Origin of the sequence: Microbacterium sp. MMO-113, assembly GCF_037148555.1 — a bacterium.
GTDB lineage: Bacteria > Actinomycetota > Actinomycetes > Actinomycetales > Microbacteriaceae > Microbacterium.
In genome coordinates, this window is the sequence record NZ_JBBCTD010000001.1 from 1,041,493 (window position 1) to 1,066,305 (window position 24,813).

Below are 24,813 nucleotides of genomic sequence, written 5' to 3' on the forward strand. Positions count from 1 at the left end.
GTGGAGGATGATCGAGTGTCGAGTATCGGCAGAGGGAGGGGACCATGCGTCGCAGGAAGTTGATCGCACCGCCGGATCCGGCACCCAGCGTGTCCGCACAGCGACGGTCGCCGTCGAGCGTGGTCGCCGGCGCCAGGGCAAACCCGTTCATGTTCGGTCTCCTCGGTGCCCTCGGGGTGCTCGTCGCGCTCATGATCGGCGGCATCGTCGGCCAGCTCGCCACCGTGCTGGTCTACATCGGCGTCGCGCTCTTCCTGGCGCTCGGCCTCGATCCGATCGTGCGGTTCATCGAGCGCAAGCTCCCCCGCCCGGCGGCGGTCGCCGTGGTCGTGATCGGCGTCCTCCTCGCCTTCGCCGGGATCATCCTCGCCATCGTCCCCACCCTCGTGGAGCAGATCGGGAACCTGATCAAAGACGGTCCGAAGATGATCGAGGACTTCACGAACAGCGCCTGGTTCCAGGACGTCAGCGGACAGTTCGGCGGCACGATCAAGGACGCAGTGGATGGCGTGCTCGGCTTCGTGCAGAACCCGGACAACTTCCTCGACATCGGCGGCGGTGTCTTCGCCGTCGGCGCCGGGATCGCCGGCGGCCTGACAGGCATCACGATCGTGGTCATCCTCACGCTGTACTTCATGGCGTCGCTGCGCAGCATGAAGCGGGTGGCTGCCCGGTTCGTCCCGGCGTACCAGCGCGACACGTTCAGCGAGCTCCTGGAGGACGTCTCGAGTGCCGTCGGTCGCTACGTCATCGGTCAGGCGAGTCTCGCGCTCACCAACGGCATCCTGAGCCTCATCTTCCTGACCATCATCGGAGCGCCGGTGCCGGCGCTGCTCGCACTGATCGCCTTCATCGGCTCGATGATCCCGCTCGTCGGCACGCTTTCGGCGTCGATCGTCATCTCGCTCATCTGCCTGTTCGTCTCGCCGACGACCGCGCTGATCGCGATCATCTACTACCTGATCTACATGCAGATCGAGGCGTACGTGCTCTCTCCGCGGATCATGAACAAGGCCGTCGACGTCCCGGGCGCGCTGGTCGTCATCGCCGCCGTGGCCGGTGGCGCGCTCGGCGGGATCCTGGGGGCGCTCGTCGCCATTCCGGTGGCCGCGAGCATCATCATCATCGTGCAGAAGGTCGTCTTCCCCAATCAGGACAGGAAGAAGACGCCGCCCGCGGTGACCGTCGCCTGATCAGCGGACGAGCACGGCTCCCGGCTGCACACGGACGGTGAAGGCGTCGATCTCGCCGATCTCCTCGCCGTCGATCTCGAACATCTGCGGCGCGGCGAGCTGCACGCGGATCCGCTCTGCCGAGACGTGCGTGGTCGAGTCCGTGCTGACCGCCTGATCGACGTTCCCGATCATGCGACGGATGCCGTTGTCCCAGACGACCGAACGGACGGTGTCGAGCCACTGCAGCGCGCCGTCGGAGCTGATGAGCAGCATGTCCAGGAGGCCGTCGTCGAGGACGGCGTCCGGAAGCAGCCGGATGCCGCCCTGGAGCATGCCGCAGTTGCCGACGAGCAGCGTGTGCCCGCGCACCTCCTCCGGCTCGTGGTCGTCAAGCTGCAGCGTGATGTCCGTCATCTCGGTACCGGCGAGTGCTCGCCCCATCGCCTCCACGTACGCGAGCCAGCCGGCGCGATCCTTGAGGTCGTCGTTGGTCTCCACGAGCATCTGCGCATCGACCCCGAAGCCGACCATGACGGAGAAGGCGTGCTCCTCGCCGTCGAACTCCACCCAGCCGAGGTCGATGCGGTGGGGCTCCGAGTCGCGGATGTGCTCGAGCGCCGGCAGCACGCCCTCGAGCGGCACGCCGAGGTTGCGCGCCAGGAGATTGCCGGTGCCCTGCGGCACGATCCCGAGGGCGACATCGGTGCCGACCAGAGCTTCGGCGACGGCGCGGATCGTGCCGTCGCCGCCGACCGCGATGACGAGAGCGCAGCCTTCCTCCACGACCTTCGCGGCGACGCCGCGACCGGGGTCGTCCGGGGTGGTCTCCCCCCAGCGCACATCGGCTTCCTCGCCGAACGCGAGGGTGACGGCCTCCTCGAGGACATCCCGGTCGGACTTCGTCGGGTTCCAGATCACGCCGATGCGAGGAGAGGTCATACGCTCACTCTGAGCGACGGAGGACGATCGTGCAACTCGACCGGCCGTCTAGCCGTAGAAGAGCTGCTCGAAGGTCCGTCGCGCGCGCCGCGTGACCGCCAGGTAGTCCTCCTCGAGCGGTGTCGCCGACCGGGGCGGATAGCCCAGCAGACGGGCCAGGGCATCCAGCTGACGGCGGTCGGCAGGCAGGACGTCGCTCGTCTGCCCCGTGAGCAGGGTGATGCCCGAACGGAGACGGCTCGACAGCAGCCAGGCCGCCCGCAAGCGCTCGGCGTCGTCCTCCTCGACGAGCCCGGCCTCGACCGTGGCGTCCAGCGCCCGCAGCGTGGATGTCGTGCGGAGGCCCGGCACGTCGGTCGCGTGCTGAAGCTGGAGGAGCTGCACGAGCCACTCCACGTCGCTGAGTGTCCCCGGCCCGAGCTTGAGATGACGACGCGGGTCCGTGCCCTGCGGCAGCCGCTCCCCCTCCACGCGCGCCTTGATCCGCTTGATCTCCCGGAGACCCTGGAGGTCGACCGTCTCGGGATACCGGATGCTGTCCGCGAGCTCCATGAACCGCCCGATGAGCTTCGTGCTCCCGGCGACACCGCGCGCCCGCAGCAGCGCCTGGGCCTCCCACGACAGCGACCAGCGGCGGTAGTAGGCCGCGTAGGCGTCGAGCGACCGCACGATCGGACCGTTGCGCCCCTCCGGCCGCAGACCCGCGTCGAGGTCGAGAGGCAGGCGATGATCGGTGAGGTGTTCACGGAGTCCCGCCACGATCCTCGTCGCGAGCTTCTCTGCTCGGCCCGGGTCCACGCCGTTCGCGTCGTACACGTACAGGACGTCGGCATCGGACCCGAAGCCGAGCTCGGCACCGCCGAACCTCCCCATGCCGATGACCGCGAAGTCGAGCGCTGCGTCCTCGGGCGGCACGACCTCGCGGAGGACGGCGCGGAGGCCGGCCTGGATCGTCGCATCCGTGATGTCGGTGAGCGCGGTGGCCACCTCCTCGATGGTGACGACGTCGAGGACGGCCGCCATCGCGGTGCGCAGGAGCTCGCGACGCCGCAGGGCCCGCACGGCTCGCAGCGCATCGGCGACCGTCTCATGGCGCGTCTGGATCGCTCGGGCCTCGTCGTCGAGCGCCTGCGCGCTCCGCGGACGCAGCCGCTCAGCGCTGTCCAGCCACGCCACCGACTCCGGGATCCACTCCAGCAGCTCGCCGATGTACCGCGAGGACGACAGCAGTCGGGTGAGGCTCTCCGCGGCGCCGGACGAGTCCCGCAGCATGCGCAGGAACCACGAGGTGTCCCCCAGCCGTTCGCTGATGCGGCGGAACGCGAGGAGACCGTAGTCGGGGTCGCTGCCGTCCGCGAACCAGCGCACCATGACGGGCATGAGATGCCGCTGGATCGTCGCCTTGCGACTCAGCCCGCGTGTCAGCGCGCCGATATGCCGCAGCGCTCCTGCCGGGTCGCGGAACCCGATCGCGGCGAGCCGGTCGTGTGCCTGCTCCGCGGAGAGGGTGCGCTCCTCCTCGGGCAGTCCGGCCACGGCGCTCAGCAGCGGGCGGTAGAAGAGGCGGGTATGGATGTCGCGCACCTCGCGACGGACGCTCTCCCACCGCGCCCAGACGCCCTCCCCCGTGTCCGCCAGCTTCGTGCTGCGCGCCAGAATGCGCAGGCCGGCCGGCGTCTTGGGCATGAGGTGGGTGCGGCTGAGGTCGCGCAGCTGCAGACGGTGCTCCATGAGCCGCAGCACCCGATAGTCGTCCGCGAAGGTGCCCGCATCCGCCCGACCGATGTAGCCGCCGGCGACCAGGGCGTCCAGGCTCTCCAGCGTGCCACGCGTGCGCAGCGACTCGTCGGTGAGACCGTGCACGAGCTGCAGGAGCTGCACCGTGAACTCGATGTCGCGCAGCCCGCCCGCGCCGAGCTTGAGCTGATACGGGGCGTCCTCCGGGTCGATGTGCTCCATGACCCGCTCGCGCATGCGCTGGACGCTCTCGACGAACTCCTCCCTGGCCGCACTCGACCACACGCGCGGCTGCACCGCGGCGATGTAGGCGGCGCCCAGGTCGGGATCCCCGGCCAGCGGACGAGCCTTCAACAGAGCCTGGAACTCCCAGCTCTTCGCCCACCGGTCGTAGTACGCGACGTGCGAGGCGAGGGAACGCACGAGCGCGCCCTGCTTGCCCTCCGGGCGCAGCGCCGCGTCGACCTCCCAGAGCGGCGGCTCGACCTCGATGGCGCTGAGGTGGCGCATGGTGTCCCTGGCCAGACGCGTGGCGATGTCGATCGCCTGCGGCTCGGACAGCACCTCCTCGTCCGTGGTGCCGCCGACGAAGATCACATCGACGTCGCTGACGTAGTTGAGCTCCCGCGCGCCGGCCTTCCCCATGCCGATCACGGCCAGCTGGGTGGCAGCGACGGCATCGCGACCGGCGGACGGCGCCTGGCGGGTGCGGGCGATCGCGAGCGAGGCCTCGAGGGCTGCTCCAGCGAGATCCGCGAGGGAGGCGGCGACCGCGGCGACGACTTCTTCGGGGCGCGGGTGACCGAGGTCGAAGGCGGCGATCTCCGCGAGGTTCCGCCGATACGCGACGCGGAGCGCGACGATCGTCCCGTCCTCCGCCGAGTCGGCGAACCCGTCCTGCGCTCCGACCGCAGCGAGGAGCCGATCACGCCACACGTCCGCCGCGGGGAGCACGTCCATCGGTGCGGCCAGCACGTCCAGCTCGTCTGGATGCCGCAGGAAGAACTCCGCCAGTCCCACGGAGGCGCCGAAGACGCGCCAGACGCGCCGGCGCGTCTCCTCGTCGCCGACGAGCGCTCGCAACGGGGAGGGGTCTCGTCGAGCGACCCGCAGCATCCCACGGACCGCCGCATCCGGATCCGCGGCGACGACCGCCTCGAGCAGCATCGCGCGCGGCACGCCGAGCAGGCTCTCGAGCTCCGCCAGCGCCGCCGCGGCCTCGCTCAGCTCGGCGAATCCGAGCCGGGCGAGGGCCGAGAGCGAGACGGAGGCGTCGGGGCGAGCCATGCCGCGCTCAGAGGAGCTCGAGGTTGTTCTTCAGCTCCAGCGGCGTGACCTGGCCGCGGTACGCCTCCCACTCCTTGCGCTTGTTGAGCAGCACGTAGTTGAACACCTGCTCGCCCAGGGTCTCCGCGACGAGCTCGGAGGCTTCCATATACTCCAGGGCGTGGTCGAGGCTGGCAGGAAGCGCGGAATACCCCAGCGCCCGGCGCTCGGCGTCGCTGAGCGCCCAGACGTTGTCCTCCGCCTCCGGCGGGAGCTCGTACCCCTCCTCGATGCCCTTGAGACCGGCGGCGAGCATGAGCGCGTAGGCCAGGTAGGGGTTCGCCGCGGAATCGAGCGCGCGGTACTCGACGCGCGACGACTGCCCCTTGTTGGGCTTGTACATCGGGACGCGGACCAGGGCGGAGCGGTTGTTGTGGCCCCACGTGATGAAGCTCGGAGCCTCGTCGCCGCCCCAGAGCCTCTTGTACGAGTTCACGAACTGATTCGTCACGGCGGAGATCTCGTTGGCGTGCTTGAGCAGACCCGCGATGAAGTGACGTCCGGTCTTGGAGAGCTGGTACTTCGCGCCCTCCTCGTAGAAGGCGTTCTGATCACCCTCGAACAGCGACATGTGCGTGTGCATGCCGCTGCCGGGCTGGCCGCTGAGCGGCTTCGGCATGAACGTGGCGTACACGCCCTGCTCGATCGCGACCTCCTTGATGACCGTGCGGAAGGTCATCACGTTGTCCGCGGTGGTGAGGGCGTCGGCGTAGCGCAGGTCGATCTCGTTCTGGCCGGGCCCGCCTTCGTGGTGGCTGAACTCCACGGAGATGCCGAGGTCTTCCAGCATGCGGACCGAACGGCGACGGAAGTCGTGCGCCGTGCCCCCGGGCACGTTGTCGAAGTAGCCGGCGGAGTCGACAGGGACGGGTCCCTCAGGGCCGAACGACGACGACTTGAGCAGGTAGAACTCGATCTCCGGGTGCGTGTAGAACGTGAAGCCCGCATCGGCGGCCTTCGCGAGCGTCCGCTTCAGCACGTGACGGGGATCGGCCACCGCGGGCTGTCCGTCCGGCGTGGTGAGATCGCAGAACATGCGGGCGGTCGGGTCGATCTCCCCGCGCCACGGCAGCGTCTGGAAGGTCGTCGGGTCGGGCTGGGCGAGCAGATCGGACTCGTACGTGCGGGTCAGCCCCTCGATCGCGGAGCCGTCGAACCCGATGCCCTCGGCGAAGGCGCCCTCGACCTCGGCCGGCGCGATGGCGACGGACTTGAGCGTGCCGATCACGTCGGTGAACCACAGGCGCACGAACTTGACGCCGCGCTCCTCGATCGTCCGGAGGACGAAGTCCCTCTGCTTGTCCATGGCTACTCTGCGCCCTGGCCCTTCTCCGCACCGAAGCCACTGGACGGCTTCGCGTCCCAGCCCGGCTCCGCGGCCTCTTCCTCGGCCCAGGCGCGCGACCGCTCCTTGAGCACCTCGGGGGCCCGGCGCGCCTCGGCCTCGGTGTCGAACGGACCGATGCGGTCGATGGACGGCGACAGCATGCCGAACTCGACCTCGCCCGTGACGGAGTTGTACCAGTACTTGTGATCGCCGTCGGTCATGGCTGCTCCTTCTTCCCGCGAGCGGTTGGGGTGATGTCATCGATCCTACTGGCGTGCACCGTGGTCGCTAAGCTATCGGCCATGGCAAAAGCGATCGGCGTCGACATCGGCGGCACGGGCATCAAAGCGGGAATCGTCGACCTCGAGCACGGCACCATGGCCTCGGATCGGGTGCGCGTGCCCACTCCGGCCGGCGCAGCACCGGAAGACGTCCTCGTCGCAGTGCAGACCGTCCTGAAGACGCTCGACGTGCATGAGTCGACCCTGCCGCTCGGCGTGGCGTTCCCCGCGATCGTCAAGCGCGGCAAGACGCTCTCCGCGGCCAACGTCTCGAAGGAGTGGATCGACTTCGACGCCGAGCGCTTCTTCCGCGACGGCCTCGGCCGCAACATCGTCTTCGTGAACGACGCCGACGCCGCCGGCGTCGCGGAGGCCCGCCACGGAGCCGCCCGCGATGTGCTCGGCTTCACGCTGCTGACCACGCTCGGCACCGGGATCGGCTCCGCGTTCCTGTACGACGGCGTGCTGCTGCCGAACACGGAGCTCGGCCACCTGAACTTCCGCGAGTACGAGTCCGTCGAGACCTATGCGGCTACCTCGGCACGCGAGCGCGAGGGCCTGAGCTGGGCGGAATGGGCCGAGCGCCTGCAGGCGTTCTACTCGCACATCGAGTTCCTGTTCAGCCCCGACCTGTTCGTGGTCGGGGGCGGTGTGTCGAAGAACGCGGGCGACTTCCTTCCCCTGCTCGATCTGAAGACGCCGATCGTCCCGGCGATCCACCGCAACAACTCGGGCATCATCGGCGCAGCCTCGCTCGCCGGCGACTGACCCTTCGACAGGCTCAGCGACCCAACGGGGAAGGCCCCGATGACGGGAGTCATCGGGGCCTTCGGCGTTCGAGGCGAATGGGCCGACCTGTACGCCGGGTTCTGTTCCGGGGTTCTTCGCCCCTTCGACGGCCATCTCTCTCGGCGACACGTTGCCGTGCCGCTCCAGCGGTCTACCCGAGGACTCGGCGGGCCGCGTCATCATCCTCTGTCTGACCTTGCTCCGGGCGAGGTTTACCTGGCGGGCCGTGTCACCACGGCCCCCGGTGGTCTCTTACACCACCCTTTCACCCTTACCCCTCGCGGGGCGGTCTGCTCTCTGTGGCACTGTCTCGCGGATCACTCCGGGTGGGTGTTACCCACCGCCCTGCCCTGTGGAGCCCGGACGTTCCTCGGTGCGGTTGCCCGCCACGCGACCGTCCAGTCGACCCATTCGCCCCTCCAGTCTACGGGGCCTCACTTCTCTGCGGAGTCCGCGATGCGCAGGTCGAGCGGAACGTCGATCGGGAAGGTGCCGAACAGGCGGGTGGTGGCGACGGCAGCGGCATCGCGCACCGCCTCGGCGGCGGCTTCCGCGTGCTCCTGCGGCGTGTGCAGGATGACCTCGTCGTGCAGGAAGAACGCCAGGTGCGGCTCCCGGGCGAACGGCCCCGATGCCTCGGCGGCACCGAAGACCTCGGGGAGCTGTGCCAGACGGTGACGGATCTCGGCGAGCCAGATGAGCGACCACTCCGCCGCGGTGCCTTGGACGACGAAGTTCCGGGTGAAGCGCCCCCACTCCCGCGCGCGGCGGCGGGCGAGGGAGACCACGGCGGGGTCGGCGTCGGCGCCCGTGGCATCGGCCTGCAGCCGCATCCACTCCGTGGACGGACGCGGCGAGGAGCGACCGAGCCAGGTCGAGACGATGCCGCCGTCCTCCCCGACACGCGCCGCGTCGTCGACGAGCGCCATGGCGCGGGGATAGACCTTCCGCAGCCGGGGAACGAGTCGCCCGCTGTCGCCGCTGGTGGCGCCGTACATCGCACCAAGCACCGCGTACTTCGCCTCCTCGCGTGTCGCGACGGCACCCGACGCGACGACCCCCGCGTAGAGGTCCCCGCCGCGCGCCGCGGCTGCCATCGCCTCGTCGGCCGCCATGGCCGCGAGCATCCGCGGCTCGAGCTGGGCGACGTCCGCCACGACGAGGGCCCAGCCCGGATCCGCGCGTACCGCTGGGCGGAGGTTGCGCGGCAGTTGCAGCGCGCCGCCGCCGGCCGATGCCCACCGTCCGGTCACGACGCCGCCGGGGATGTACACCGGGCGGAAACGGCCGTCCTGCACCCACTCCGACAGCCAGCTCCAGCCGTTCGCGCTGAGCAGGCGAGACAGCTTCTTGTAGGCGAGGAGCGGTTCGATCACCGGGTGCTCGTGGGCGGACAGCTCCCACTTGCTCGTCGACTCCACCGACACCCCCACGCGGTGCAGCGCCCGCAGCAGCTTCGGCTGGCTGTCCAGGTGCAGCGTGGGGTCGTCGAGCAGGGCCCGCACCTCGTCGCCGCGCTCCACCATCCGTCGAGGCAGCCCGCCCGATGCGGGGCGAGCCCCCAAGGTCTCGGTGAGGATCGCATCGTGCACCCCGGCGTCCCACGGGAGCCCCGCGACGCGCATCTCCTCCGCGATCAGCCCGCCGGCCGACTCCGCGGCGCACAGCAGCGTCAGGCGCCCGTCCGCCGCCTCCGCCATCACGATCCGCTGCGCGCGGTACTGCTCGAGAGCCGCGGCGATCGCGTCCTCGCCGGACTCCTCGTCGAGGACTTCGAACAGGGAGGGGGTGGTGTCGACCGGGTCGCGGCGCTCCCACGCCGCGGCGGGTGCCAGCGGCGTGGACACCATGGCCGTGTCGCGCAGGATCGCGTGGCAGAGGACGAGATCGTGGCTGCGTGTGATCCTCACGCCTTCGCTCAGGAGCAGCGCGTAGATCTCGGCCGCGCTGCGGATGATCCACCGCGGGGCGTCGGCGGCTTCGACCGCGGCCACCCATCCGGCGAGTTCCGCCGCGGGCAGGAGCGTACGCTGCTGCTCCTCGTCGTGTTCGTCCAGCTCGATCGCGGCATACTCCCCCGCACCGAGGCCGACCAGCGCGAGGCGTCGCTCCGGGCCCGACGCCGGCGCCGTCACGGGCGGTGCAGGCCGGATGCGCTCATGAAGAGAGTCCCGACTCCTCGGTGCGCACGAGGATGCAGCCGCACTCGGGGCACGAGACGACCTCGTCCTCGGGCGCGCGACGGATCTCGTTGAGATCGGTGCCGGGGAGCATCATGCGGCAGCCTTCGCAGGTCCCGCGGGTGAGGAGCGCGGCTCCGGCGCTGTTCGCGGCGCGGCGATCGTACTCCGCGAGAAGAGGCGCGGGAACGGTGGCGGCGACAGCCTCCCGGTCGCGGGCCAGCTGGGCGCCGAGCTCGGTCGCCGCAGCGACGTCGGCCTTGCCCTGCGCGGTAAGGGCACTCCCCTCCGCGGTCGTCGCATCCAGCAGCGCCTGCTGCGCGGCCACGGCGGCGTCGGCTTCCTCGACCCGGCCCATGACGTCGAGCTCCGCATCCTCCAGGTCACTCAGACGCCTGGCGAGGCTGGCGAGCTCGTGCTCCAGAGCCTGCGCCTCCTTCGGGTTCGTGGCCGCGGCGAGGCGCTGGGCGTCCCGGTCGCGCCGCTGCTCGGCCAGCGCGACGTCGGACTCCAGCCGCGAGAGCTCGGTGCGGGCGTCGTCCCTGGCGCCGGTCAGGACGGTGAGCTCGCGGAGCTGCTCCTGACGGATGGCGACGAGCTCGGCGATCCGGCCCGCCTGGCTCGGCTGCGTGCGGGCACGTTCCGCCTGCGCGATGCGCCGGTCGAGGTCCGCGATGTCGAGCAGGGTGCGCTGGTTCTCCGGGGTGGCGTTCACGCTCTCAAATCTAGTCGCTGCCGGGCCGAGCGCCGCATCACCGGATGTCGCCGTCCACGTAGAACCACGTCCGGTTCTCACGGACGAAGCGGCTGCGCTCGTGCAGCGATCCGCGCGTGCCGCCCTGCCGCCAGAACGCCTCGAACTCGACCACGCCCTCCGTGTCGAAGGGGCCGCCCGCCACGCGATCCACGATCAGCAGGCGTCGCCACTCCAGGTCGTGCTCGAAGGTGATCGTCTCCGGTCGCGTGTCCGGGTGCCAGGTGCGGAGCAGGTACGCCCCGTCTTCCCGCACGAACGCGGTGTACCGGGAGCGCATCAGCCGCTCGGCAGTCGGGGCAGGAGCGCCGTCGAGGAGGGGCCCGCAGCACGCGGCGAAGGCGTCCCCCGAAGCGCAGGGGCAGCGGAAGGACGCCGTCATGAGGTCGCGACGATCAGGATCATGCCTGCCAGCATCGCGCGGAGGGCCGTGCGGCGCCAACTCGCCCTACGCTGGAAGCACGCCAACGCCAGGAGCATCGATGACCGCTGTCCCCACCTTCCGCGCCCACAACGGCTTCGCCTTGCCGGCACTCGGTCTCGGCACGTACCGGCTGAACGGCGACGCCGGAGCCGACGCGGTCGCCCAGGCCCTCCGTGCGGGCTACCGCCTCGTGGACTCGGCGTTCAACTATGAGAACGAGGGCTCCGTCGGGCGCGGCGTCGCGGCCTCCGGCGTCCCCCGCTCCGAGGTCATCGTGACGACGAAGCTCCCCGGACGGCACCATGCCCACGCGACGGCGACCGCCAGCATCGAGGAGAGCCGCTCCCGCCTCGGCCTCGACGCGACCGATCTGCACCTCATCCACTGGCCGAACCCGAGCCAGGACGAGTACGTCGAGGCGTGGGAGGCGCTCGTGGACGCCCAGGCGCGGGGCGTCGTCCGCCAGATCGGCGTCTCGAACTTCCTCCCCGAGCATCTCGAGCGCATCGAACGGGAGACCGGGGTCCGGCCGGTCGTGAACCAGATCGAGGTGCACCCGTACTTCCCGCAGGAGGAGCAGCTGGCCTACCACCGGGAGCACGGCATCCTCACCGAGGCCTGGAGCCCGCTGGGGCGTGCGCAGGCCCTCCTCGACGAGGCCGTCGTCCGCGAGGTGGCCGCCGCTCACGACATCACGACCGCGCAGACCGTCCTCGCCTGGCACGTGGCCAGGGAGACGGTCGCGATCCCGAAGGCGTCGTCCGCGGATCACCAGGCGGCGAACCTCGCGGCCGCCGCCGTCGTGCTCGACGACGCGGAGGTCGCCGCGATCACCGCACTCGGACGCGCGGACGGGCGCCTGTTCGACGGCGATCCCGCCGTGCACGAGGAGTCCTGAGCGCGAGGGCTCAGACGCTCTGCGTGCCGAGCACGCGCAGGAACTCGAGCTTCCCGGCGGCCTCGCTCCCGGGTTGCGCTGTGAGAACGATGAGCGCCTGCGACTCGTCCTCGGTGAACAGCGCCTGGCAGTCCACCTCGATCTCCCCCAGCTCCGGATGGACGATCACCTTGTGCTGCTCGAAGCGACGGGCGACCTCGTGGGCCGCCCAGAGCCGCACGAACTCGGGGCTCCGTTCCGACAGATCCGCCACGATCTCCCCCGCCCGTGACCGCGCTCCCATGGTGCCGTACGCTGCACGCAACGCCGCCACCAGCGCCCGTGACTGCCGGGGGTGATCGACCTCCCGGTATCGCCGCCGTTCCTCCTCCGGTCGCGCGAACCAGCGATGGATGCCGCTCCGGTCGAGTCCGGTCAGACCGCTCGCGTCCCCGATCAGCGCCCGGGAGGCGTCGTTCTGCACCAGCACCTCGTCGAGTGCCGAGACCACGAACGCCGGGGTGTCGTGCAGACGGTCGAGCACGCGGAGGATGCCGGGACGGACGTAGTCGGTGATCACCGCCCGATCGGGAGCGCTGAGTTCGCTGAGGCGATAGAGGTAGTCGCGCTCGTCCGAGGACAGCCGCAGCGCACGGGCGAGGGCGGCGAGGATCTGGGCGCTCGGCTGCGGGCCCCGGCGCTGCTCGAGACGCGTGTAGTAGTCCGTCGACATGGTCGCCAGCTGCGCGACCTCCTCCCGCCGCAGTCCCGTCGTCCGTCGACGCGGCCCCTCAGGCAGACCCACATCGGCGGGACGGAGCGCCTCCCGACGGCGCAGGAGGAAGTCGGCCAGGGCATCGCGATCCATCCGTGCAGTATCCCCCGGACACGGGACGGGATCCAGGGACCGCCGATCCCCCGATCAGCCGTCTCTGGAACGGCGCCGGTGCAGCACCGAGGCTGGGGTCATGGACATCACCGGAAACACCATCTTCATCCCCGGCGCGACGAGCGGGATCGGCCTGGCGCTGGCCCTCCGACTGCAGGAGCGCGGCAACACCGTGATCGTGGGGGGACGCCGAGAGGACCGGCTGGCCGCGATCACCGCCGCGCATCCCGCGCTCCACACCGTCCGCGTCGACACCGCGGACCCGGCGAGCATCAGCGAGGCCGCGGCCGCGGTCCTCGCCGCGCATCCGACTCTGAACGTGCTGATCACGATGGCGGGCATCATGCGCACGGAGGACTGGACCACGCAGGCCGGCTTCCTGTCCACCGCGGAGGAGACCGTCACGACGAACATCCTCGGCCCGATCCGTCTCATCGCCGCCTTCATCGAGCACCTGCGGGCCCAGCCCGCCGCGACCATCATGACCGTCTCCTCCGGTCTCGCCTTCGCACCCCTGAAGGTCACGCCCACGTACAACGCGAGCAAGGCGGCGATCCACATGCTCAGCGAGTCGCTGCGGCTGCAGCTCACCGGCACGACCGTCGCCGTGCAGGAGCTCGAACCGCCCGCCGTGCGCACGGACCTCATGCCCGGGCATGCGGAGAACGAGGCCGCTCTGCCGCTGGACGCGTTCATCGACGAGGTCATGACGCTCATCGAGACCCAGCCGGACGCGACCGAGATCCAGGTCGAGCGGGTGAAGTTCCTCCGCTACGGCGAGGCGCGCGGCGACTACGACGACGTCGTCGTGATGCTCAACCGCACCGATCCGCACGGCCGGTGAACCCCGGTGGGGCGGACCGCCGCCCCACCAGCCGTCACTCCTGCAGGGATGCGGCGACCGCGGTGAGCGCGTCGGCGGACTGCCGCAGCAGGTCGAGCTCGCGATCCGAGAACGCCGTCGTGCGGATCGGCACGGCCCCGGCGGCGCTGACGATGGACGGCACGGACAGGGCGACGCCGTCGATCCCGTGGAAGTCGCGGAGAACCGTGCTCACGGGCATCACCGCGTGCTCGTCTCGGAGGATCGCTTCGACGATGCGCGCGCTGGAGAGCCCGATCGCGTAGTTCGTGGCGCCCTTCCCCTGGATCACCTTGTAGGCGGCGTCCCGGACGTCGACGGCGATCTCGTCCAGCTCCTCCAGGGTGAAGCGCGGGTGCTCCGGGGTCTCCCAGTCGAGGATCGGGACCGTGCCGATCGTCGCCCGCGACCAGAGCGGGAACTCGGTGTCGCCGTGCTCCCCGATGATATGGGCGTGCACGCTGGCCGTGGACACGCCCGCCCGCTCCCCCAGCTTCCAGCGCAGCCGGGAGGTGTCGAGGACCGTTCCGGAGGCGAAGATGCGCTCCGGGGGCAGGCCCGTCTCCTGCTGAGCGATGACGGTGAGCACGTCGCACGGGTTCGTGACGATGACATAGACCGCGTTCGGCGCGACGGACAGCAGCTCCGGCATCATGCGCCGGATGATGCCGGCGTTCACGCCGGCGAGCTCGGTGCGCGTCTGCCCCGGGTTCTGCTTCGCTCCCGCGGTGATGACCACGACGTGGGAACCGGCCGCCACCGAGATATCGCTGCCGCCGATGATGTCGCTGCTGCCGGTGAACTGCGTGCCGTGCGCGAGGTCGAGTACCTCCGCCTCGACCTTCTCCGTCGCGATGTCGTACAGGGCGACGTGGCGGGCCGATCCCCGGATCAGAGCCGCATAGGCCACGCTCGATCCGACGCTTCCGGCGCCGACGACGGTGAGCTTCGAGTTCTCGATGATCTCCATGCGCCCATCCTGACAGCGCGAGCGCTGCGACGGCAGGGGTCTCGCCGGGAGAATCGCGGGCTCGTCAGATCGCGGCGGCGACCGCTTCGGCTGCTGTGGAATGGGTGAATCGGAAGCCGGACTGCTGCAGCGCCTCGGGGCGCACGTCGGCGTCCGGGAGCAGCAACGAGTCGGCGGCATCGCCGAGGGCGAGGCGCAGGGCCCACCGGGGAGCGGGCAGCCAGAACGGCCGGTGCATCCGCTGCGCGAGCGCGCGACCGATGTCGTTCGCGGACGCCCGGGTCGGCCCGGTGAGGTTGACGGGTCCCGCGAGCTTCTCTTCGAGGACATGGCGGATGCCACGCACCTCGTCGTCCAACGAGATCCACGGCCAGATCTGCGTACCCGGCCCCAGCGGGCCGGCGACGCCGAGCTTCGTCAGCGTGATCATGGGCCGCAGCACACCCCGGCGGTGGATCACCGGTGCCGTCCGCAGCAGGGCGACCCGCGTGTGGTCCTCCGCTCGTCGCGCTGCCGTCTCCCAGCGCACGGTGAGGTCGGCCAGGAAGGTACTCCCCGGGCCGGAGTGCTCGGTGAGCACCTCGCCGGGCGCCGATCCGTAGTAGCCCACGGCGGAAGCGGAGAGGAAGGCGGGCGCGTCGGTACGCAGGGCGCGCAGAGCGGTGGTGAGCGTGTTCGTCGCGTCGAGCCGTGATTCGACGAGCTGGCGGCGGTACCCACGCGTCCACGGCAGCCGGCCGACGCTCGCACCCCCGAGGGCGACGACGGCCTCCGCCCCGGCGAGTGCGTCGGGATCCAGGGACGCCTCACCCGGAGCCCACTCGATCTCGCCCTCCGCCTGCGGGGGACGTCGCACGAGGGTGGTCACCTCGATGCCGTCCGCCCGCAGAGAGGCGGCGAGAGCGGAACCGATGAGGCCTGATGCCCCGCTGATGACGATGCGTCGCGTCATTGCGCTCCCCGCTGCAAACGTTACGGGTGGGCCCTGCCGGGATCGAACCGACGACATCCACGGTGAAGTCGCGGAAGTTCGGACCCCAGTTCATGCCCGCCGCGCAGATGCGCCCGGTCGTTTCCCTCGCCGAACGGCGGTCCGCGAAGTCGGCCTGACCGCTGGCACGATCACACCTGACCGTATCCAGGAAAGCGCATGCATCGGAAGGGTCTAGGGTCCGTCGGCGATCCGCCGATACCGTCCCTGGACCCGATCTCATCGCTTTCCGGAGGGGGAAACGACATGCACGACCACGACGTCGACGCACTCGACATGTTCGCCGACTACCAGCGGGCGCAGAACCTCGCGCCGACCACGATCCGCAACCGTGCGAGCATCCTTCGCACGCTCGCCGCCACGACCGGACGCCTCGTCGACTGCGACGTGTTCTCCCTGCGCCGACACGTTGGCCGGGAGGGGGTCGCCGCCGGGACACGTCGGACCGAGCGGGGTGCGATCCTCGCGTTTTACACGTTCCTGCAGACGGAGGGACTGCGGGACGACAACCCGGCGACGAAGCTCCCGGCGATCCGCGTCCCGAAGGGCGAGCCGCGTCCGTTCACCCGGGAGCAGGTCGACGCGATGCTCGAGTCCGGGGCGTACCGGAAGACGCGGGCGATGATCCTCGTCGGGTACTACCAGGGGTTCCGGGTGTCGCAGATCGCCGCAGTGCACGGTGACGACATCGACGTGCTGACGAACACGATCCGCACCGTCGGGAAGGGCCGGAAGGAACGGCGCCTCCCCCTGCACCCCACCGTGCGGGAGCTCGCCGCGACGATGCCGGCGCACGACTGGTGGTTCCCGGCGCGGAAGAACCCGACCACCCACATACGGGCGTCATCGGTGACGGACCTCATCACGAAGGCGAAGGTGCGGGCGGGCATCACCGACCCGCGACTCACGCCCCACTCTCTCCGCCACGGCTTCGGGACCGACCTCGTCGAGAGCGGCGTCGACATCCGGGTCGTGCAGGAACTCATGATGCACGAGTCGTTGTCGACGACGCAGGTCTACACCGGCGTCAGCGAGCAGCGGAAGCAGGCGTCGATCGTCGCCCTCCGGCCTCGGCAGATCCCGGCCCGGTCCGGCCGCCGGATGGAGGCCGCAGCATGACCCGCGCGAATCCCGACGCGCGCCCCGAGCAGGAGGCGGGTAACCCCACCACTGAACCCGCCTCCTGCGACCCCGTCCCGGAAGGACTGGTCGAACGCATCCTCGAAGCGATCCACGCCGAAGACACCTGACCGCCCCGTGAACGCACGAAATCCCCCTCGTCACCCGAAGGGCTAACGAGGGGGATTCTGGATCGCTATGCTCGGCTCATGCGCAGATGGAACCTGTTCACGTTCTGGACCTATGTCGTGTTCGGCGGGCTCTCGGCCGTCACTGCACTCGCCGGTATCGCGCTGCTGTTCTTCGCCCCGCCGACCGGGGTGATCTGCCTGCTCATCGCCGCCGTGCTCGGCGTGATGTCGATCTCCGTGAAGCGCAGCTTCGACAGCATGACCAGCCCAGGCGACTGACCAAACGACGAAACCCCCCATCCGCGCCCGGAGGCATGGATGGGGGGTTCGTGTGTGTGGGGGGCCGCGGACGGCCTAGCGGAACAGGTTGCGGAGCCAGGCGCGGATGCGCTGCCACAGGGTCGGACGCTGCGGGTCGCGGCGTCGCCCGTTCGTGCGGGTGAACGGCATGGGGATTACCTCCTTCTGGGGGTCGGGATCCCCCGGGCGGGTGATGATGCCCAGGGGTGGATGATCGGCCCGGAGACGGGCGCACAGGACCGGGGAACGGCTACTCCGTCGGAGGGGGGATGATCGCCGGGACGACCCGGACCACGAACGTCCCCTCCGAGGGGGCCGTGCGCAACTCCTCGCCCTGCGTGATCTTCAGCTCGAGGTAATGGTCGCCACGCGCCCACGTCCCATCGAGCGTGAACTGGACCTCACCCGCCGCGGCGTCCGTCACATCGACGTCGACCGTCTCGGCGAGAGCCGACCGGGAGAGGTGCTTCACCGCCAGGACGACCGACGCCGCCCCGAGGTCATGGTTCACGGTCAGCGCCACCGGCACCCGGTCGCCCTGCTTCACGGTAATCATCGGACCTCCAACGTCAGGACCTCCACGGATCCGTCGAGCGTGTACTGATCCACGCCGCCGGCGAGCGTGAGCACGTCCGGGAACGACGGGCCCTGCACGACAGCCGTACCGACGACCAGCACTGACCCGACCGCCTCGACCGCCACGGCCAGCGCCACGGACGCCACGGCCCCGACCGTCACCGCACCCGGTGCAGCGACCGCCACACCGACCACAGCCACCGCCGCGCCGACGACCGTCACGCCACCATCCGCAGCACGCGACACCGCGACCGCCACGGCCGCGGCACCGGACACGCTCACAGCCCCGTCAGCGGCCCGAGAAACGGTCACCGTAGCCGACGCCGACCCGGACACCGAAACGCCGCCAGACGCCGCCACAGCGACAGCCAGGGCACGCGTAGCCGACCCGACCACCGACACGGAACCGTCACCCGTCCGCGACACCACGTTCAGGCCCCGCAGGACGACACCCGTCGCCGCCGGCCCATTCACGTTCGTCCACGTCAGACTCTTGTTCCCCGACGAGCTCGCAGCGATCGACTCCCACCCGACCCACACGACCGACCGGGTCGCGCCCGTGCCGGACGACGACGGGACGAGCGCGATCTCCGCACCCGGGATGATCGTCGGTGCCGTCGCGTTCGGCGACGTGACCTCGTTACCCCACGCATACAGCAGCAGGGCGGCGTCCGTCGTGTCCACCGCGAACGCGTTCAGCTGGATCCGCGGCGTCGGGGTCGCGTCCCAGCCGACCGAGTTCCCGGCGACGGGGTTCGCGAGGTCGACGCCCCGGACGATGAACATCGCGCCGACGCGGCGAGCATCCGCCACCGACTTCGTGAACGTGTACGTCGCCGGCTCCGACGCCGCGGACGACACGGGGTGCGTGTAGAGGCCCGTTACCCGGCCAGCGCTGTCGTTCGGAGCGAACGCGTACCCGCGTCGCGTCCACCCCGACAGGGCGAAGTCCGACGGTGACGTCGAGCCCATCGTCCGCAGCGCGGCGACCAGCATGTCACCGTCGATCAGCCCGGTCGGCTTGTCGAGGACGATGGTCGCCCCAGACGTCGCAGACGCGAACGTCGTCGCCGTGCCGACAACTTCAGGCGCGACCATGACCTACCCCCCTCCGGCTACGAAGCCGTGAACGTCGGAGTCACGGCGACCGTCGTCTGACCAGGCAGCGCGCCCGTGGACGACGCCAGCGGGAAACCCGCGACGAACACACCGCCCGACGTCCACACACCCCAGTGCGTATACGTCCCGGCCGGCACGTCGAACGAGACGGGCGACCCGGCGACGACCCCATCGGAGGCCCCACCGTTCCACGTCGTCTGCTTCCGCGCGTACGCCGGCGACCCGCCGGTGGCCTCGTTCGCTCCGGTCGTGCCGGGGTCTGCGGTGTGCAGGCTGATCCGGTCGCCGAGCCCGGTGACCGCGAGTGCCGCGGCTTCCTTCGCCGCGTTCGAGAGCGCCATGTCAGCGCCCCGTGTTCGCGAGCGCCAGGCCGCCCACCGGGATCGCGAGGTACGCGATGACGGCCTGCGCGCCGATGACCTGCTCGGGGATCGGGGTCTGGATGCCGAGGAAGTAGGCGGCGATCCCGCCGACGACGACGGCCGCCACGGCGTACGCGCCGTAGATGACCTTCCGGGCGGTGGGGTTCTCGACGACGTTCCCGAGGTTCGGGGTCGAAGGGGTGGGGGTGCTCATGATGTGCCTCCTTGGGGTGACGGGATGATGAGCCTCGGTCCGGGGTCGGCGCCGAGGTCGATGATGATGAGACGCAGGCGGCTTGCTTCCTCCTGCCACTGCCGGCGGACGTCGGCCTCGTAGTCGGCGCGAGCGGCTGCACGGTTCGCGCGCTCGTCGGCGGCGCGCTCCCCCGCCTCCGCCTCGGCCTGCATCTTCAGTGCATGGTCGCGCTGCGCGATGATGTCCGAACGGCGCTTGTCCTCCTTGCCGGAGACACCCTGCCGGGCGAGGGTGACGACGCCGACGACCTCCCGGATCGCCACGCCGACACCACCACCACCGACGACCGCGACGACCAGCGCAACCCAGTTGAAATCCTCCATGCGCTGACCCCCGTCTACCTGTGTCGTCGGACGACGTCAGCAGTCCGTCGACGGAGCGCCGCGGCGACACGAGTACGGAAGTCGGTCCCGGGCTCCGTCGCGAATATCTGGAGCTCGGCGTACCGGCGGACCATGACGAGCATCGCGACGGCGACCAGCGACACGGCCACGGCGGACGTGATCGAGGCGAACGCGAACCGGCCGAGCACGATGAAGTAGATCGCGATGCCGAACGATCCGAGGACCGTCGCCGGCACCTCGACCATCCACCAGCGCGTCAGGCGCCCCACGAACCCGGCGGACCCGCCGAGGAGGAGCAGGAACGCCCACAGGACGATCAGCCACTCCCACCCGGCGAGCTCATCGACGACCGAGTTCGGCGTGCCGACGAGGGCATAGACGCCACCGACGAACACGGCGAAGTAGGTGATGAGGTCGATGACGCGGATGATCGCCTCGTACCGATGTCGAATCCTCGGGGGGATCGGCCGCCGTTCCATCACGGTTACTTCCCGCCGGCCTTCTTGAAGTCGGTGGCTGTCGCGGTGATGAACACCGCGGCGCCCTTTTTCTCCGCGACACGGAAGGCCGCGTTCTCCTCACGGGTGATCGGGCGGATCACCTTCTGCGTGCGGAGGTCGTACAGGTAGAACGTGCCGGACGGGTTGGCCTGGTTGATGAGAATCGTGGGGAACATGGCGTCCTCCTCCTTCTTGATCGGCTTCGGGCCCGCGGGTGCGGGCTTCGCGACGTAGCGCATGAAATCGACGGACCACGGGCGGCCGTCGGGCTGATACCCGAATCGGGTGACGTGCGACGGCCACAGGGTGACGTGGACGTGCGCGGCCGGCATGGTGCGCAGCTTCGACCAGTCCTCGTACCCGTAGCCCGAGGCGCCGGAATAGCCGATGAGGTCACCGGCCTTCACCCGACCGCCGGTGCGCATCACCCGCGAGAGGTGCAGCGCCCGGAAGCGGAGGCCGTTGTCGAAGTCGATACCCACCCAGCGGCCCGTCGCAGGGCCGATCGTGCTGCCGTAGCCGTAGACGACGCCTGCTGCGGGCGCGTAGACGGGCGTGCCGATCGGGACGAACATGTCCGTCCCCGGCTCGCTCGACCGTGGCGACCGCCGCGTGTGCGAATCCCACGACGCCGTATAGGCCGGGTTCACCGGCATCCGCAGAGTCGGTGCTCCACCCATGATCTGACCGCCTTTCAGAGCGTGATCTTCGCGCCCCGCCACACGGGGTCTTCGTTCGTGCGCATCCACACGATCTGCGGGAGCACGTTCACCGTGAACGTGCGCTCGACGGAGGTCGTGCCGCCGACGGTGGCGCGGACGCCGATGACGACCGTCGCGCCGGCCATTGCCGACGGGGCCGTGAACGACCGGGACGCGCCCGTGCCGGAGAACGACACCGTCGGCCCCGACACCTGCCGCCAGGTGTACGAGTCGGCCGCGAAGCCGGACGACAGCACCGCGGTCAGCGACACCGTCGACATCGGCTCGACCGTCCGGTCCGCGATCGGGAGCACCACCACCGAGGCGGTACCCGACATCGCGGCCCGGAACACCCGACCGACGCGCGACGCGGGCGCCGTGCCCACCGCCGCCACCCGGAAGACCCGCCCCTTCGGCGCTGACGCCGGGGCCGTGCCGACCATCCCCGCCCGATACGCCCGCCCGACAGGCGGAGTCGCAGGCGTGTTCAGGCCGGCACGGTAAGCACGGCCGCCCATCTAGGAAGTCACCCCCAGCTCGAGGCTGAGGTTCGACCAGTCCGTGATCGACGAGATCGTGCCCGCGCTGATCGTGAACTCGTAGGCCGTCGGCGTCGAGGTGACACCCGCCTGCGTCCACGACTGCCGCAGCGTCGTCCCCTCGTAGAGCCGGATCTGCCACGTCCCGGTCCCGGAGTCCATGCCCAACGTGACCTGCACCTTGCCGGTCGCGCGGGACGTGGACGGCGCCAGGCGGACACGGATGCTCTGCTCCGCACCCGACACCGCGTCGGACTCGAGGTAGGTCGTGTTCGACTCGTCGGCCAGCGCGGCGCCGTCGGACGACGCGCCGGTCCGGGTCCACGCGCCGACCTTCGTCGCGGCGAGCGGCAGGGGTCGCGCATCCACGGCACCCGAAGCGGGCACCCGGATCTCGACCGTGTCCGTGCTCGACGCGCCGAGGTTGTCCGTCGCGGTGAGCTGCAGCGTGTAGAGCTGCGGAGCCGCACCTGCCACGAACGACGGCGTCAGCGTGTTCCCACCCGTGAGGGTCGGCGTGCCCGTGGACGCCGCCGAGACGAACGACCAGACCGTCGACGCGATCGAACCACCCGGGTCCGACGCTGTGCCCGTGAGGAGCACCGTCGCACCGCCCGCGACCGTCTGGTCGCCACCCGCCGACACGATCGGAGCGTCGTTGCCGATGCTGGTCGGGAACGACGCATAGTCCGCCCCCGTGTGCAGCAGCACATCGTCCATGAACACGCCCGTCGCGTTCGACCCGGCCGCACCCTTACCGAACCGGGTGCGGGTGATCGCGACCGTCCCGCCGCCGAGGTTGATCCCCTCGAGCCAGCCGGAGTCCGCGAGCGGCGTGGTCGACTCGCCAGCGAAGATTGCCGCGCGCACCCGGCCGCCCGTCGCGGTCGTGCCCTGCTCGGCGAGCAGCTCGAACCGGATCCACTGCCCGGTCGGCATCGTCGCGGACGGTGCCCATGCGTTCGACCCGCCACCACCCGAGGCGTACAGGCGAAGCAGGTTCCCCGACGTGAGGCGGAAGATGAGCACGCTGTTCCCCGCCGAGTCGTACAGGCCGACGAGGTGGAACTCGCCGCCGCTGTTCGCGCTCGTGAACCGCACGTAGCCCTTCGCGCCGAACAGCGTCTCCGCTGTGTGCGACACGCCACCGTAGGTCGCGATCGCCGGGTCGGTGAACTCGCACGACAACGTGCCCGAGTGAGCACGCACGTTGGAGTACCGCGCGCCGGCACCGAACACGCTGAACGCGATGTCCGACCCGCCGCCGCTGTTCGCCGCGGTGATCGCCGTACCGTTGGCGCCCGCCTCGAATCCGTTCCTGAACTGCATGGTCTGTCTCCTAGTTCGATCTGACGAGGAAGTGAGTCGCCGGGGTGACCCCGGCAGCGGACAGTGCCGATGCGGTCGGCGGCCACGACGTCGTCACGACATAAGGCGTGAGCTTCACGCCCTTCGCGTCGCGGACGTCGATCGTGTTGGCGACCCCGTCGATCCACCAGTACGTCGCCGGCGAGATTCGGAACGTGAGGAACCCGTTGATCTGCGGGTGCTGCGAGTGGCGGTAGACGCCACCGTTCACCCGGAGCCGGCCACCCTGCGGGTTCCGGCTGCCGACCGACGTGAACTGCAGGTGCATCGGCGACTGCGAGTTCGAGTTCGGGTTGTCCTGGATGAGCATGCAGTCGTTCAGGGTGATCGTCGCGTTACTCGACTCCCACCCACAGAGCGACGCGTTCTCGTACCCGCCGAGCGACGCGCCCCCGTTGATCGCGGGGTCGCGGTTCTGCGTGTTCGTGATCTGCTCGACTTTGGTCCGGGTGAGGGTGTACGACCCCGTCGGACCTGTGTTCTCGTCGTTCGCCGCATAGCGGGACACGTTCGAGTGGTGCAGCCAGCAGTCCTCGAGCGTCGACGAGACCTCGTTGTTCAGCATGATCGGGGCGCACCGACGCGGGCGTGCCGGATCGAGCGCCGGCGACCGGCGGCCGTCGAACTCGCATCGGATCCACTGCACGTTCCCGCGCTGCGAGTTCGCGTTCGCCTGCTCGAACGGCGGCTGAGAGTTGAGGGCACGCGCGGCCCCCTGAAACCGGACGTGCGACACGATCCCGTACGACTGGTTATAGATGACGAGTCCCTGATGCGGGGCCGGCTGCGGGCGGTACAGGTCGGACAGGTCCGACGCGAGCGCCGTGATGAGCTGCTGATCCGCCGCCCGGAACGTGAGCCCCGAGATCAGTACTGGCGATGACGCCGTCCCGTCGAGACGGCAGAAGCCCATTTGGTTCGGCTTGAACGACGCCTTCGTCATCTGCGAGAGGTCATTCAACTGCGCCTGCGACATGCTGTTCGCGTCCATCTGCACGAACGTCTTGTCGGCGCCCTGACCGAGGAGGCCCTGCAGGTTCGGGAAGAAGAACCCGAACGCGTACGTCGCGAGTCCCGACGTCCCGGCGAGCCGGAACTGGTTGAGCCGGTAGACGCCGGCACCGAGCCGGACGACGACGCGCCCGCCGGCCGCGTTCACCGTGCTCATCAGGTTCGTGTAGAAGTCCGACGATCCGGTCTGGATGTCGACGATCTTCACCCCTGCAGGCCACCGGGCGGTGAGCTCGGCCGGGTTCGTGAACCTCCACGGCGGGGCGTCCTCGGTCCAGTCCGCACCGACCGCGGGAGTCGGCGCGTTCAGCGTCGGCCTGCCCGGTGCGTACCAGGCAGGGTCAGGGTGCGTGCGCTGGTACAGCACGCCCGGGATCGGGTTCGGCATCGGTCACACCCCCGGGGCGACGTAGATGTCGCGGACACCCGCCCACGTCACGCCGGTGTAGGCCGACGGGCCGCCGATGAACCACCGCGACTTGATCCCGGGAGGGGGCGTTGCGGGCAGTGTCGGCCAGCCCTGACCCTCCACCCAGTAGACCTCGAGCATCGACGACGACCCGCCGCCCGTGCCTCCCGAGGCCATCGGGCCTGCGGTCCACTCGCCCGACGCGACGATCGGGACGTACCCGTCCGGCAGGGTGCCCGCCGGAGGGAGGCCGATGCCGTCGTCACCGGCAGGACCGGGCAGGCCCCGCGACCCCTCAGCCGAGGTGGCCGGGGTGACCATCGAGCCCGACACGATGTTGACCCTCGTGTCGCCCGTCGCGACCTTGAACGGCGGGTAGATCCCCGTCGGCGACGCGACGAGCATCGCGATCGGAATGTCCGACAGGTCGGTGATCGGCAGCGGCGTCGAGAACGTGACGTCCTCGATCGCGTAGACCTGCGCCTGCGCGCTCGGCACGACGTTGCCCGTCTCCGGGTTCAGCGCGAGCTTCGCGTCGTAGTAGTCCTCAGCCATGA

Annotated in this window: 28 protein-coding genes and 1 other RNA gene; 7 read left to right on the top strand and 22 right to left on the bottom strand. The window is 70.2% G+C overall.

The features are described 5' to 3' along the window. Window positions 1-44: 44 nt before the first annotated feature. Entirely contained in the window at window positions 45-1,193 is a 1,149-nt protein-coding gene (locus WFJ36_RS05015) for an AI-2E family transporter (protein WP_336642767.1), read from the top strand. On the opposite strand, the gene WFJ36_RS05020 is transcribed toward WFJ36_RS05015, so the two are convergent. The 4 genes from WFJ36_RS05020 to WFJ36_RS05035 are packed head-to-tail and all read right to left on the bottom strand — an operon-like array spanning window position 1,194 to window position 6,725. Beyond that, complete coding sequence (locus WFJ36_RS05020) at window positions 1,194-2,114, bottom strand: diacylglycerol/lipid kinase family protein (RefSeq protein WP_331202926.1); 921 nt, start codon at window positions 2,112-2,114, stop codon at window positions 1,194-1,196. A 48-nt stretch (window positions 2,115-2,162) separates the two neighbouring features. Next, window positions 2,163-5,138, bottom strand: a complete 2,976-nt coding sequence (locus WFJ36_RS05025) for a bifunctional [glutamine synthetase] adenylyltransferase/[glutamine synthetase]-adenylyl-L-tyrosine phosphorylase (protein ID WP_336642768.1) — start codon at window positions 5,136-5,138, stop codon at window positions 2,163-2,165. Window positions 5,139-5,145: 7 nt separating this feature from the next. Beyond that, a complete protein-coding gene (gene glnA / locus WFJ36_RS05030) occupies window positions 5,146-6,483 on the bottom strand; it encodes a type I glutamate--ammonia ligase (protein ID WP_071329447.1) in 1,338 nt (445 codons plus the stop codon). Between the two features lie 2 nt (window positions 6,484-6,485). Next, on the bottom strand, window positions 6,486-6,725 hold the full coding sequence (locus WFJ36_RS05035) for an SPOR domain-containing protein (RefSeq protein WP_336642769.1): 240 nt from the start codon (window positions 6,723-6,725) through the stop codon (window positions 6,486-6,488). Between the two features lie 81 nt (window positions 6,726-6,806). Between WFJ36_RS05035 and ppgK the strand changes: the two genes are divergently transcribed. Further along, window positions 6,807-7,553 (top strand): polyphosphate--glucose phosphotransferase, encoded by a 747-nt coding sequence (ppgK, locus tag WFJ36_RS05040; RefSeq protein WP_136052455.1) that lies wholly within the window; start codon window positions 6,807-6,809, stop codon window positions 7,551-7,553. A 74-nt stretch (window positions 7,554-7,627) separates the two neighbouring features. On the opposite strand, the gene rnpB is transcribed toward ppgK, so the two are convergent. The 4 genes from rnpB to WFJ36_RS05060 all read right to left on the bottom strand — a co-directional run bounded on the left by rnpB (window position 7,628) and on the right by WFJ36_RS05060 (window position 10,890). After that, an RNA gene (gene rnpB / locus WFJ36_RS05045) (RNase P RNA component class A) lies at window positions 7,628-7,984 on the bottom strand. Between the two features lie 24 nt (window positions 7,985-8,008). Next, window positions 8,009-9,709 carry a bifunctional 3'-5' exonuclease/DNA polymerase gene (locus WFJ36_RS05050; RefSeq protein ID WP_336642770.1) on the bottom strand — a complete coding sequence of 567 codons (1,701 nt, stop codon included), beginning with the start codon at window positions 9,707-9,709 and terminating at the stop codon, window positions 8,009-8,011. A gap of 22 nt (window positions 9,710-9,731) precedes the next feature. Then, window positions 9,732-10,469, bottom strand: coding sequence for a zinc ribbon domain-containing protein (locus tag WFJ36_RS05055; RefSeq protein WP_336642771.1), 738 nt, complete (start codon window positions 10,467-10,469; stop codon window positions 9,732-9,734). A 37-nt stretch (window positions 10,470-10,506) separates the two neighbouring features. Further along, window positions 10,507-10,890: a YchJ family protein gene (locus WFJ36_RS05060; RefSeq protein ID WP_071329451.1), complete on the bottom strand. Its 384-nt coding sequence runs from the start codon at window positions 10,888-10,890 to the stop codon at window positions 10,507-10,509. Between the two features lie 100 nt (window positions 10,891-10,990). Between WFJ36_RS05060 and WFJ36_RS05065 the strand changes: the two genes are divergently transcribed. Then, window positions 10,991-11,830: an aldo/keto reductase gene (locus WFJ36_RS05065; RefSeq protein WP_292790188.1), complete on the top strand. Its 840-nt coding sequence runs from the start codon at window positions 10,991-10,993 to the stop codon at window positions 11,828-11,830. Between the two features lie 10 nt (window positions 11,831-11,840). On the opposite strand, the gene WFJ36_RS05070 is transcribed toward WFJ36_RS05065, so the two are convergent. Further along, complete coding sequence (locus WFJ36_RS05070) at window positions 11,841-12,677, bottom strand: helix-turn-helix transcriptional regulator (protein WP_336642772.1); 837 nt, start codon at window positions 12,675-12,677, stop codon at window positions 11,841-11,843. Window positions 12,678-12,777: 100 nt separating this feature from the next. On the opposite strand from WFJ36_RS05070, the gene WFJ36_RS05075 reads away from it, so the two are divergent. After that, window positions 12,778-13,542, top strand: a complete 765-nt coding sequence (locus WFJ36_RS05075; RefSeq protein WP_292790192.1) for an SDR family oxidoreductase — start codon at window positions 12,778-12,780, stop codon at window positions 13,540-13,542. Between the two features lie 34 nt (window positions 13,543-13,576). On the opposite strand, the gene WFJ36_RS05080 is transcribed toward WFJ36_RS05075, so the two are convergent. Next, on the bottom strand, window positions 13,577-14,530 hold the full coding sequence (locus tag WFJ36_RS05080; protein WP_292790194.1) for an L-lactate dehydrogenase: 954 nt from the start codon (window positions 14,528-14,530) through the stop codon (window positions 13,577-13,579). A gap of 64 nt (window positions 14,531-14,594) precedes the next feature. After that, window positions 14,595-15,482, bottom strand: coding sequence for a TIGR01777 family oxidoreductase (locus WFJ36_RS05085; protein ID WP_071329455.1), 888 nt, complete (start codon window positions 15,480-15,482; stop codon window positions 14,595-14,597). 285 nt (window positions 15,483-15,767) lie between these two features. Here WFJ36_RS05085 and WFJ36_RS05090 point away from each other — a divergent pair, with 285 nt between their 5' ends. The 3 genes from WFJ36_RS05090 (at window position 15,768) to WFJ36_RS05100 (ending at window position 17,050) form a co-directional block, all read left to right on the top strand. Next, window positions 15,768-16,640 carry a tyrosine-type recombinase/integrase gene (locus tag WFJ36_RS05090; protein WP_336642773.1) on the top strand — a complete coding sequence of 291 codons (873 nt, stop codon included), beginning with the start codon at window positions 15,768-15,770 and terminating at the stop codon, window positions 16,638-16,640. Continuing rightward, the gene (locus WFJ36_RS05095) at window positions 16,637-16,771 is read left to right on the top strand and encodes a hypothetical protein (protein ID WP_336642774.1); all 135 of its coding nucleotides are present in this window, start codon (window positions 16,637-16,639) and stop codon (window positions 16,769-16,771) included. Before WFJ36_RS05090 ends, WFJ36_RS05095 begins: the two co-directional genes overlap by 4 nt. A gap of 78 nt (window positions 16,772-16,849) precedes the next feature. Continuing rightward, window positions 16,850-17,050 carry a hypothetical protein gene (locus tag WFJ36_RS05100; RefSeq protein ID WP_336642775.1) on the top strand — a complete coding sequence of 67 codons (201 nt, stop codon included), beginning with the start codon at window positions 16,850-16,852 and terminating at the stop codon, window positions 17,048-17,050. 271 nt (window positions 17,051-17,321) lie between these two features. On the opposite strand, the gene WFJ36_RS05105 is transcribed toward WFJ36_RS05100, so the two are convergent. From WFJ36_RS05105 to WFJ36_RS05155, 11 genes are read right to left on the bottom strand one after another with little or no spacing between them, the layout of a single operon-like run. Continuing rightward, entirely contained in the window at window positions 17,322-17,627 is a 306-nt protein-coding gene (locus tag WFJ36_RS05105) for a hypothetical protein (RefSeq protein WP_336642776.1), read from the bottom strand. Continuing rightward, window positions 17,624-18,745, bottom strand: a complete 1,122-nt coding sequence (locus WFJ36_RS05110; protein ID WP_336642777.1) for a hypothetical protein — start codon at window positions 18,743-18,745, stop codon at window positions 17,624-17,626. The genes WFJ36_RS05105 and WFJ36_RS05110 overlap by 4 nt, the downstream gene beginning before the upstream one ends. 17 nt (window positions 18,746-18,762) lie before the next feature. Then, a complete protein-coding gene (locus tag WFJ36_RS05115; protein ID WP_336642778.1) occupies window positions 18,763-19,107 on the bottom strand; it encodes a phage tail fiber protein in 345 nt (114 codons plus the stop codon). A 1-nt stretch (window position 19,108) separates the two neighbouring features. Next, entirely contained in the window at window positions 19,109-19,342 is a 234-nt protein-coding gene (locus WFJ36_RS05120) for a hypothetical protein (RefSeq protein WP_259952418.1), read from the bottom strand. Beyond that, a complete protein-coding gene (locus tag WFJ36_RS05125; RefSeq protein WP_336642779.1) occupies window positions 19,339-19,707 on the bottom strand; it encodes a hypothetical protein in 369 nt (122 codons plus the stop codon). The genes WFJ36_RS05120 and WFJ36_RS05125 overlap by 4 nt, the downstream gene beginning before the upstream one ends. A gap of 14 nt (window positions 19,708-19,721) precedes the next feature. Further along, entirely contained in the window at window positions 19,722-20,207 is a 486-nt protein-coding gene (locus WFJ36_RS05130; protein ID WP_336642780.1) for a hypothetical protein, read from the bottom strand. A gap of 5 nt (window positions 20,208-20,212) precedes the next feature. Then, the gene (locus WFJ36_RS05135; protein ID WP_336642781.1) at window positions 20,213-20,908 is read right to left on the bottom strand and encodes a M23 family metallopeptidase; all 696 of its coding nucleotides are present in this window, start codon (window positions 20,906-20,908) and stop codon (window positions 20,213-20,215) included. Between the two features lie 14 nt (window positions 20,909-20,922). Then, on the bottom strand, window positions 20,923-21,447 hold the full coding sequence (locus WFJ36_RS05140) for a hypothetical protein (protein ID WP_336642782.1): 525 nt from the start codon (window positions 21,445-21,447) through the stop codon (window positions 20,923-20,925). Continuing rightward, complete coding sequence (locus tag WFJ36_RS05145; RefSeq protein WP_336642783.1) at window positions 21,448-22,797, bottom strand: PKD domain-containing protein; 1,350 nt, start codon at window positions 22,795-22,797, stop codon at window positions 21,448-21,450. A gap of 10 nt (window positions 22,798-22,807) precedes the next feature. Next, window positions 22,808-24,235, bottom strand: coding sequence for a hypothetical protein (locus WFJ36_RS05150; RefSeq protein WP_336642784.1), 1,428 nt, complete (start codon window positions 24,233-24,235; stop codon window positions 22,808-22,810). Between the two features lie 3 nt (window positions 24,236-24,238). Then, complete coding sequence (locus tag WFJ36_RS05155; protein ID WP_336642785.1) at window positions 24,239-24,811, bottom strand: hypothetical protein; 573 nt, start codon at window positions 24,809-24,811, stop codon at window positions 24,239-24,241. Between the last annotated feature and the right edge of the window lie 2 nt (window positions 24,812-24,813).

Coding starts and splice junctions, on each gene's coding strand:
- glnA (WP_071329447.1), bottom strand. CDS start 6,483: ATGGACAAGCAGAGGGACTTCGTCCTCCGGACGATCGAGGAGCGCGGC.
- WFJ36_RS05150 (WP_336642784.1), bottom strand. CDS start 24,235: ATGCCGAACCCGATCCCGGGCGTGCTGTACCAGCGCACGCACCCTGAC.
- WFJ36_RS05080 (WP_292790194.1), bottom strand. CDS start 14,530: ATGGAGATCATCGAGAACTCGAAGCTCACCGTCGTCGGCGCCGGAAGC.
- WFJ36_RS05060 (WP_071329451.1), bottom strand. CDS start 10,890: ATGACGGCGTCCTTCCGCTGCCCCTGCGCTTCGGGGGACGCCTTCGCC.
- WFJ36_RS05155 (WP_336642785.1), bottom strand. CDS start 24,811: ATGGCTGAGGACTACTACGACGCGAAGCTCGCGCTGAACCCGGAGACG.
- WFJ36_RS05140 (WP_336642782.1), bottom strand. CDS start 21,447: ATGGGCGGCCGTGCTTACCGTGCCGGCCTGAACACGCCTGCGACTCCG.
- WFJ36_RS05085 (WP_071329455.1), bottom strand. CDS start 15,482: ATGACGCGACGCATCGTCATCAGCGGGGCATCAGGCCTCATCGGTTCC.
- WFJ36_RS05115 (WP_336642778.1), bottom strand. CDS start 19,107: ATGGCGCTCTCGAACGCGGCGAAGGAAGCCGCGGCACTCGCGGTCACC.
- WFJ36_RS05065 (WP_292790188.1), top strand. CDS start 10,991: ATGACCGCTGTCCCCACCTTCCGCGCCCACAACGGCTTCGCCTTGCCG.
- WFJ36_RS05090 (WP_336642773.1), top strand. CDS start 15,768: ATGCACGACCACGACGTCGACGCACTCGACATGTTCGCCGACTACCAG.
- WFJ36_RS05035 (WP_336642769.1), bottom strand. CDS start 6,725: ATGACCGACGGCGATCACAAGTACTGGTACAACTCCGTCACGGGCGAG.
- WFJ36_RS05015 (WP_336642767.1), top strand. CDS start 45: ATGCGTCGCAGGAAGTTGATCGCACCGCCGGATCCGGCACCCAGCGTG.
- WFJ36_RS05125 (WP_336642779.1), bottom strand. CDS start 19,707: ATGGAGGATTTCAACTGGGTTGCGCTGGTCGTCGCGGTCGTCGGTGGT.
- WFJ36_RS05095 (WP_336642774.1), top strand. CDS start 16,637: ATGACCCGCGCGAATCCCGACGCGCGCCCCGAGCAGGAGGCGGGTAAC.
- WFJ36_RS05110 (WP_336642777.1), bottom strand. CDS start 18,745: ATGGTCGCGCCTGAAGTTGTCGGCACGGCGACGACGTTCGCGTCTGCG.
- WFJ36_RS05100 (WP_336642775.1), top strand. CDS start 16,850: ATGCGCAGATGGAACCTGTTCACGTTCTGGACCTATGTCGTGTTCGGC.
- WFJ36_RS05105 (WP_336642776.1), bottom strand. CDS start 17,627: ATGATTACCGTGAAGCAGGGCGACCGGGTGCCGGTGGCGCTGACCGTG.
- WFJ36_RS05120 (WP_259952418.1), bottom strand. CDS start 19,342: ATGAGCACCCCCACCCCTTCGACCCCGAACCTCGGGAACGTCGTCGAG.
- WFJ36_RS05070 (WP_336642772.1), bottom strand. CDS start 12,677: ATGGATCGCGATGCCCTGGCCGACTTCCTCCTGCGCCGTCGGGAGGCG.
- WFJ36_RS05020 (WP_331202926.1), bottom strand. CDS start 2,114: ATGACCTCTCCTCGCATCGGCGTGATCTGGAACCCGACGAAGTCCGAC.
- ppgK (WP_136052455.1), top strand. CDS start 6,807: ATGGCAAAAGCGATCGGCGTCGACATCGGCGGCACGGGCATCAAAGCG.
- WFJ36_RS05135 (WP_336642781.1), bottom strand. CDS start 20,908: ATGGGTGGAGCACCGACTCTGCGGATGCCGGTGAACCCGGCCTATACG.
- WFJ36_RS05130 (WP_336642780.1), bottom strand. CDS start 20,207: ATGGAACGGCGGCCGATCCCCCCGAGGATTCGACATCGGTACGAGGCG.
- WFJ36_RS05075 (WP_292790192.1), top strand. CDS start 12,778: ATGGACATCACCGGAAACACCATCTTCATCCCCGGCGCGACGAGCGGG.
- WFJ36_RS05025 (WP_336642768.1), bottom strand. CDS start 5,138: ATGGCTCGCCCCGACGCCTCCGTCTCGCTCTCGGCCCTCGCCCGGCTC.
- WFJ36_RS05145 (WP_336642783.1), bottom strand. CDS start 22,797: ATGCAGTTCAGGAACGGATTCGAGGCGGGCGCCAACGGTACGGCGATC.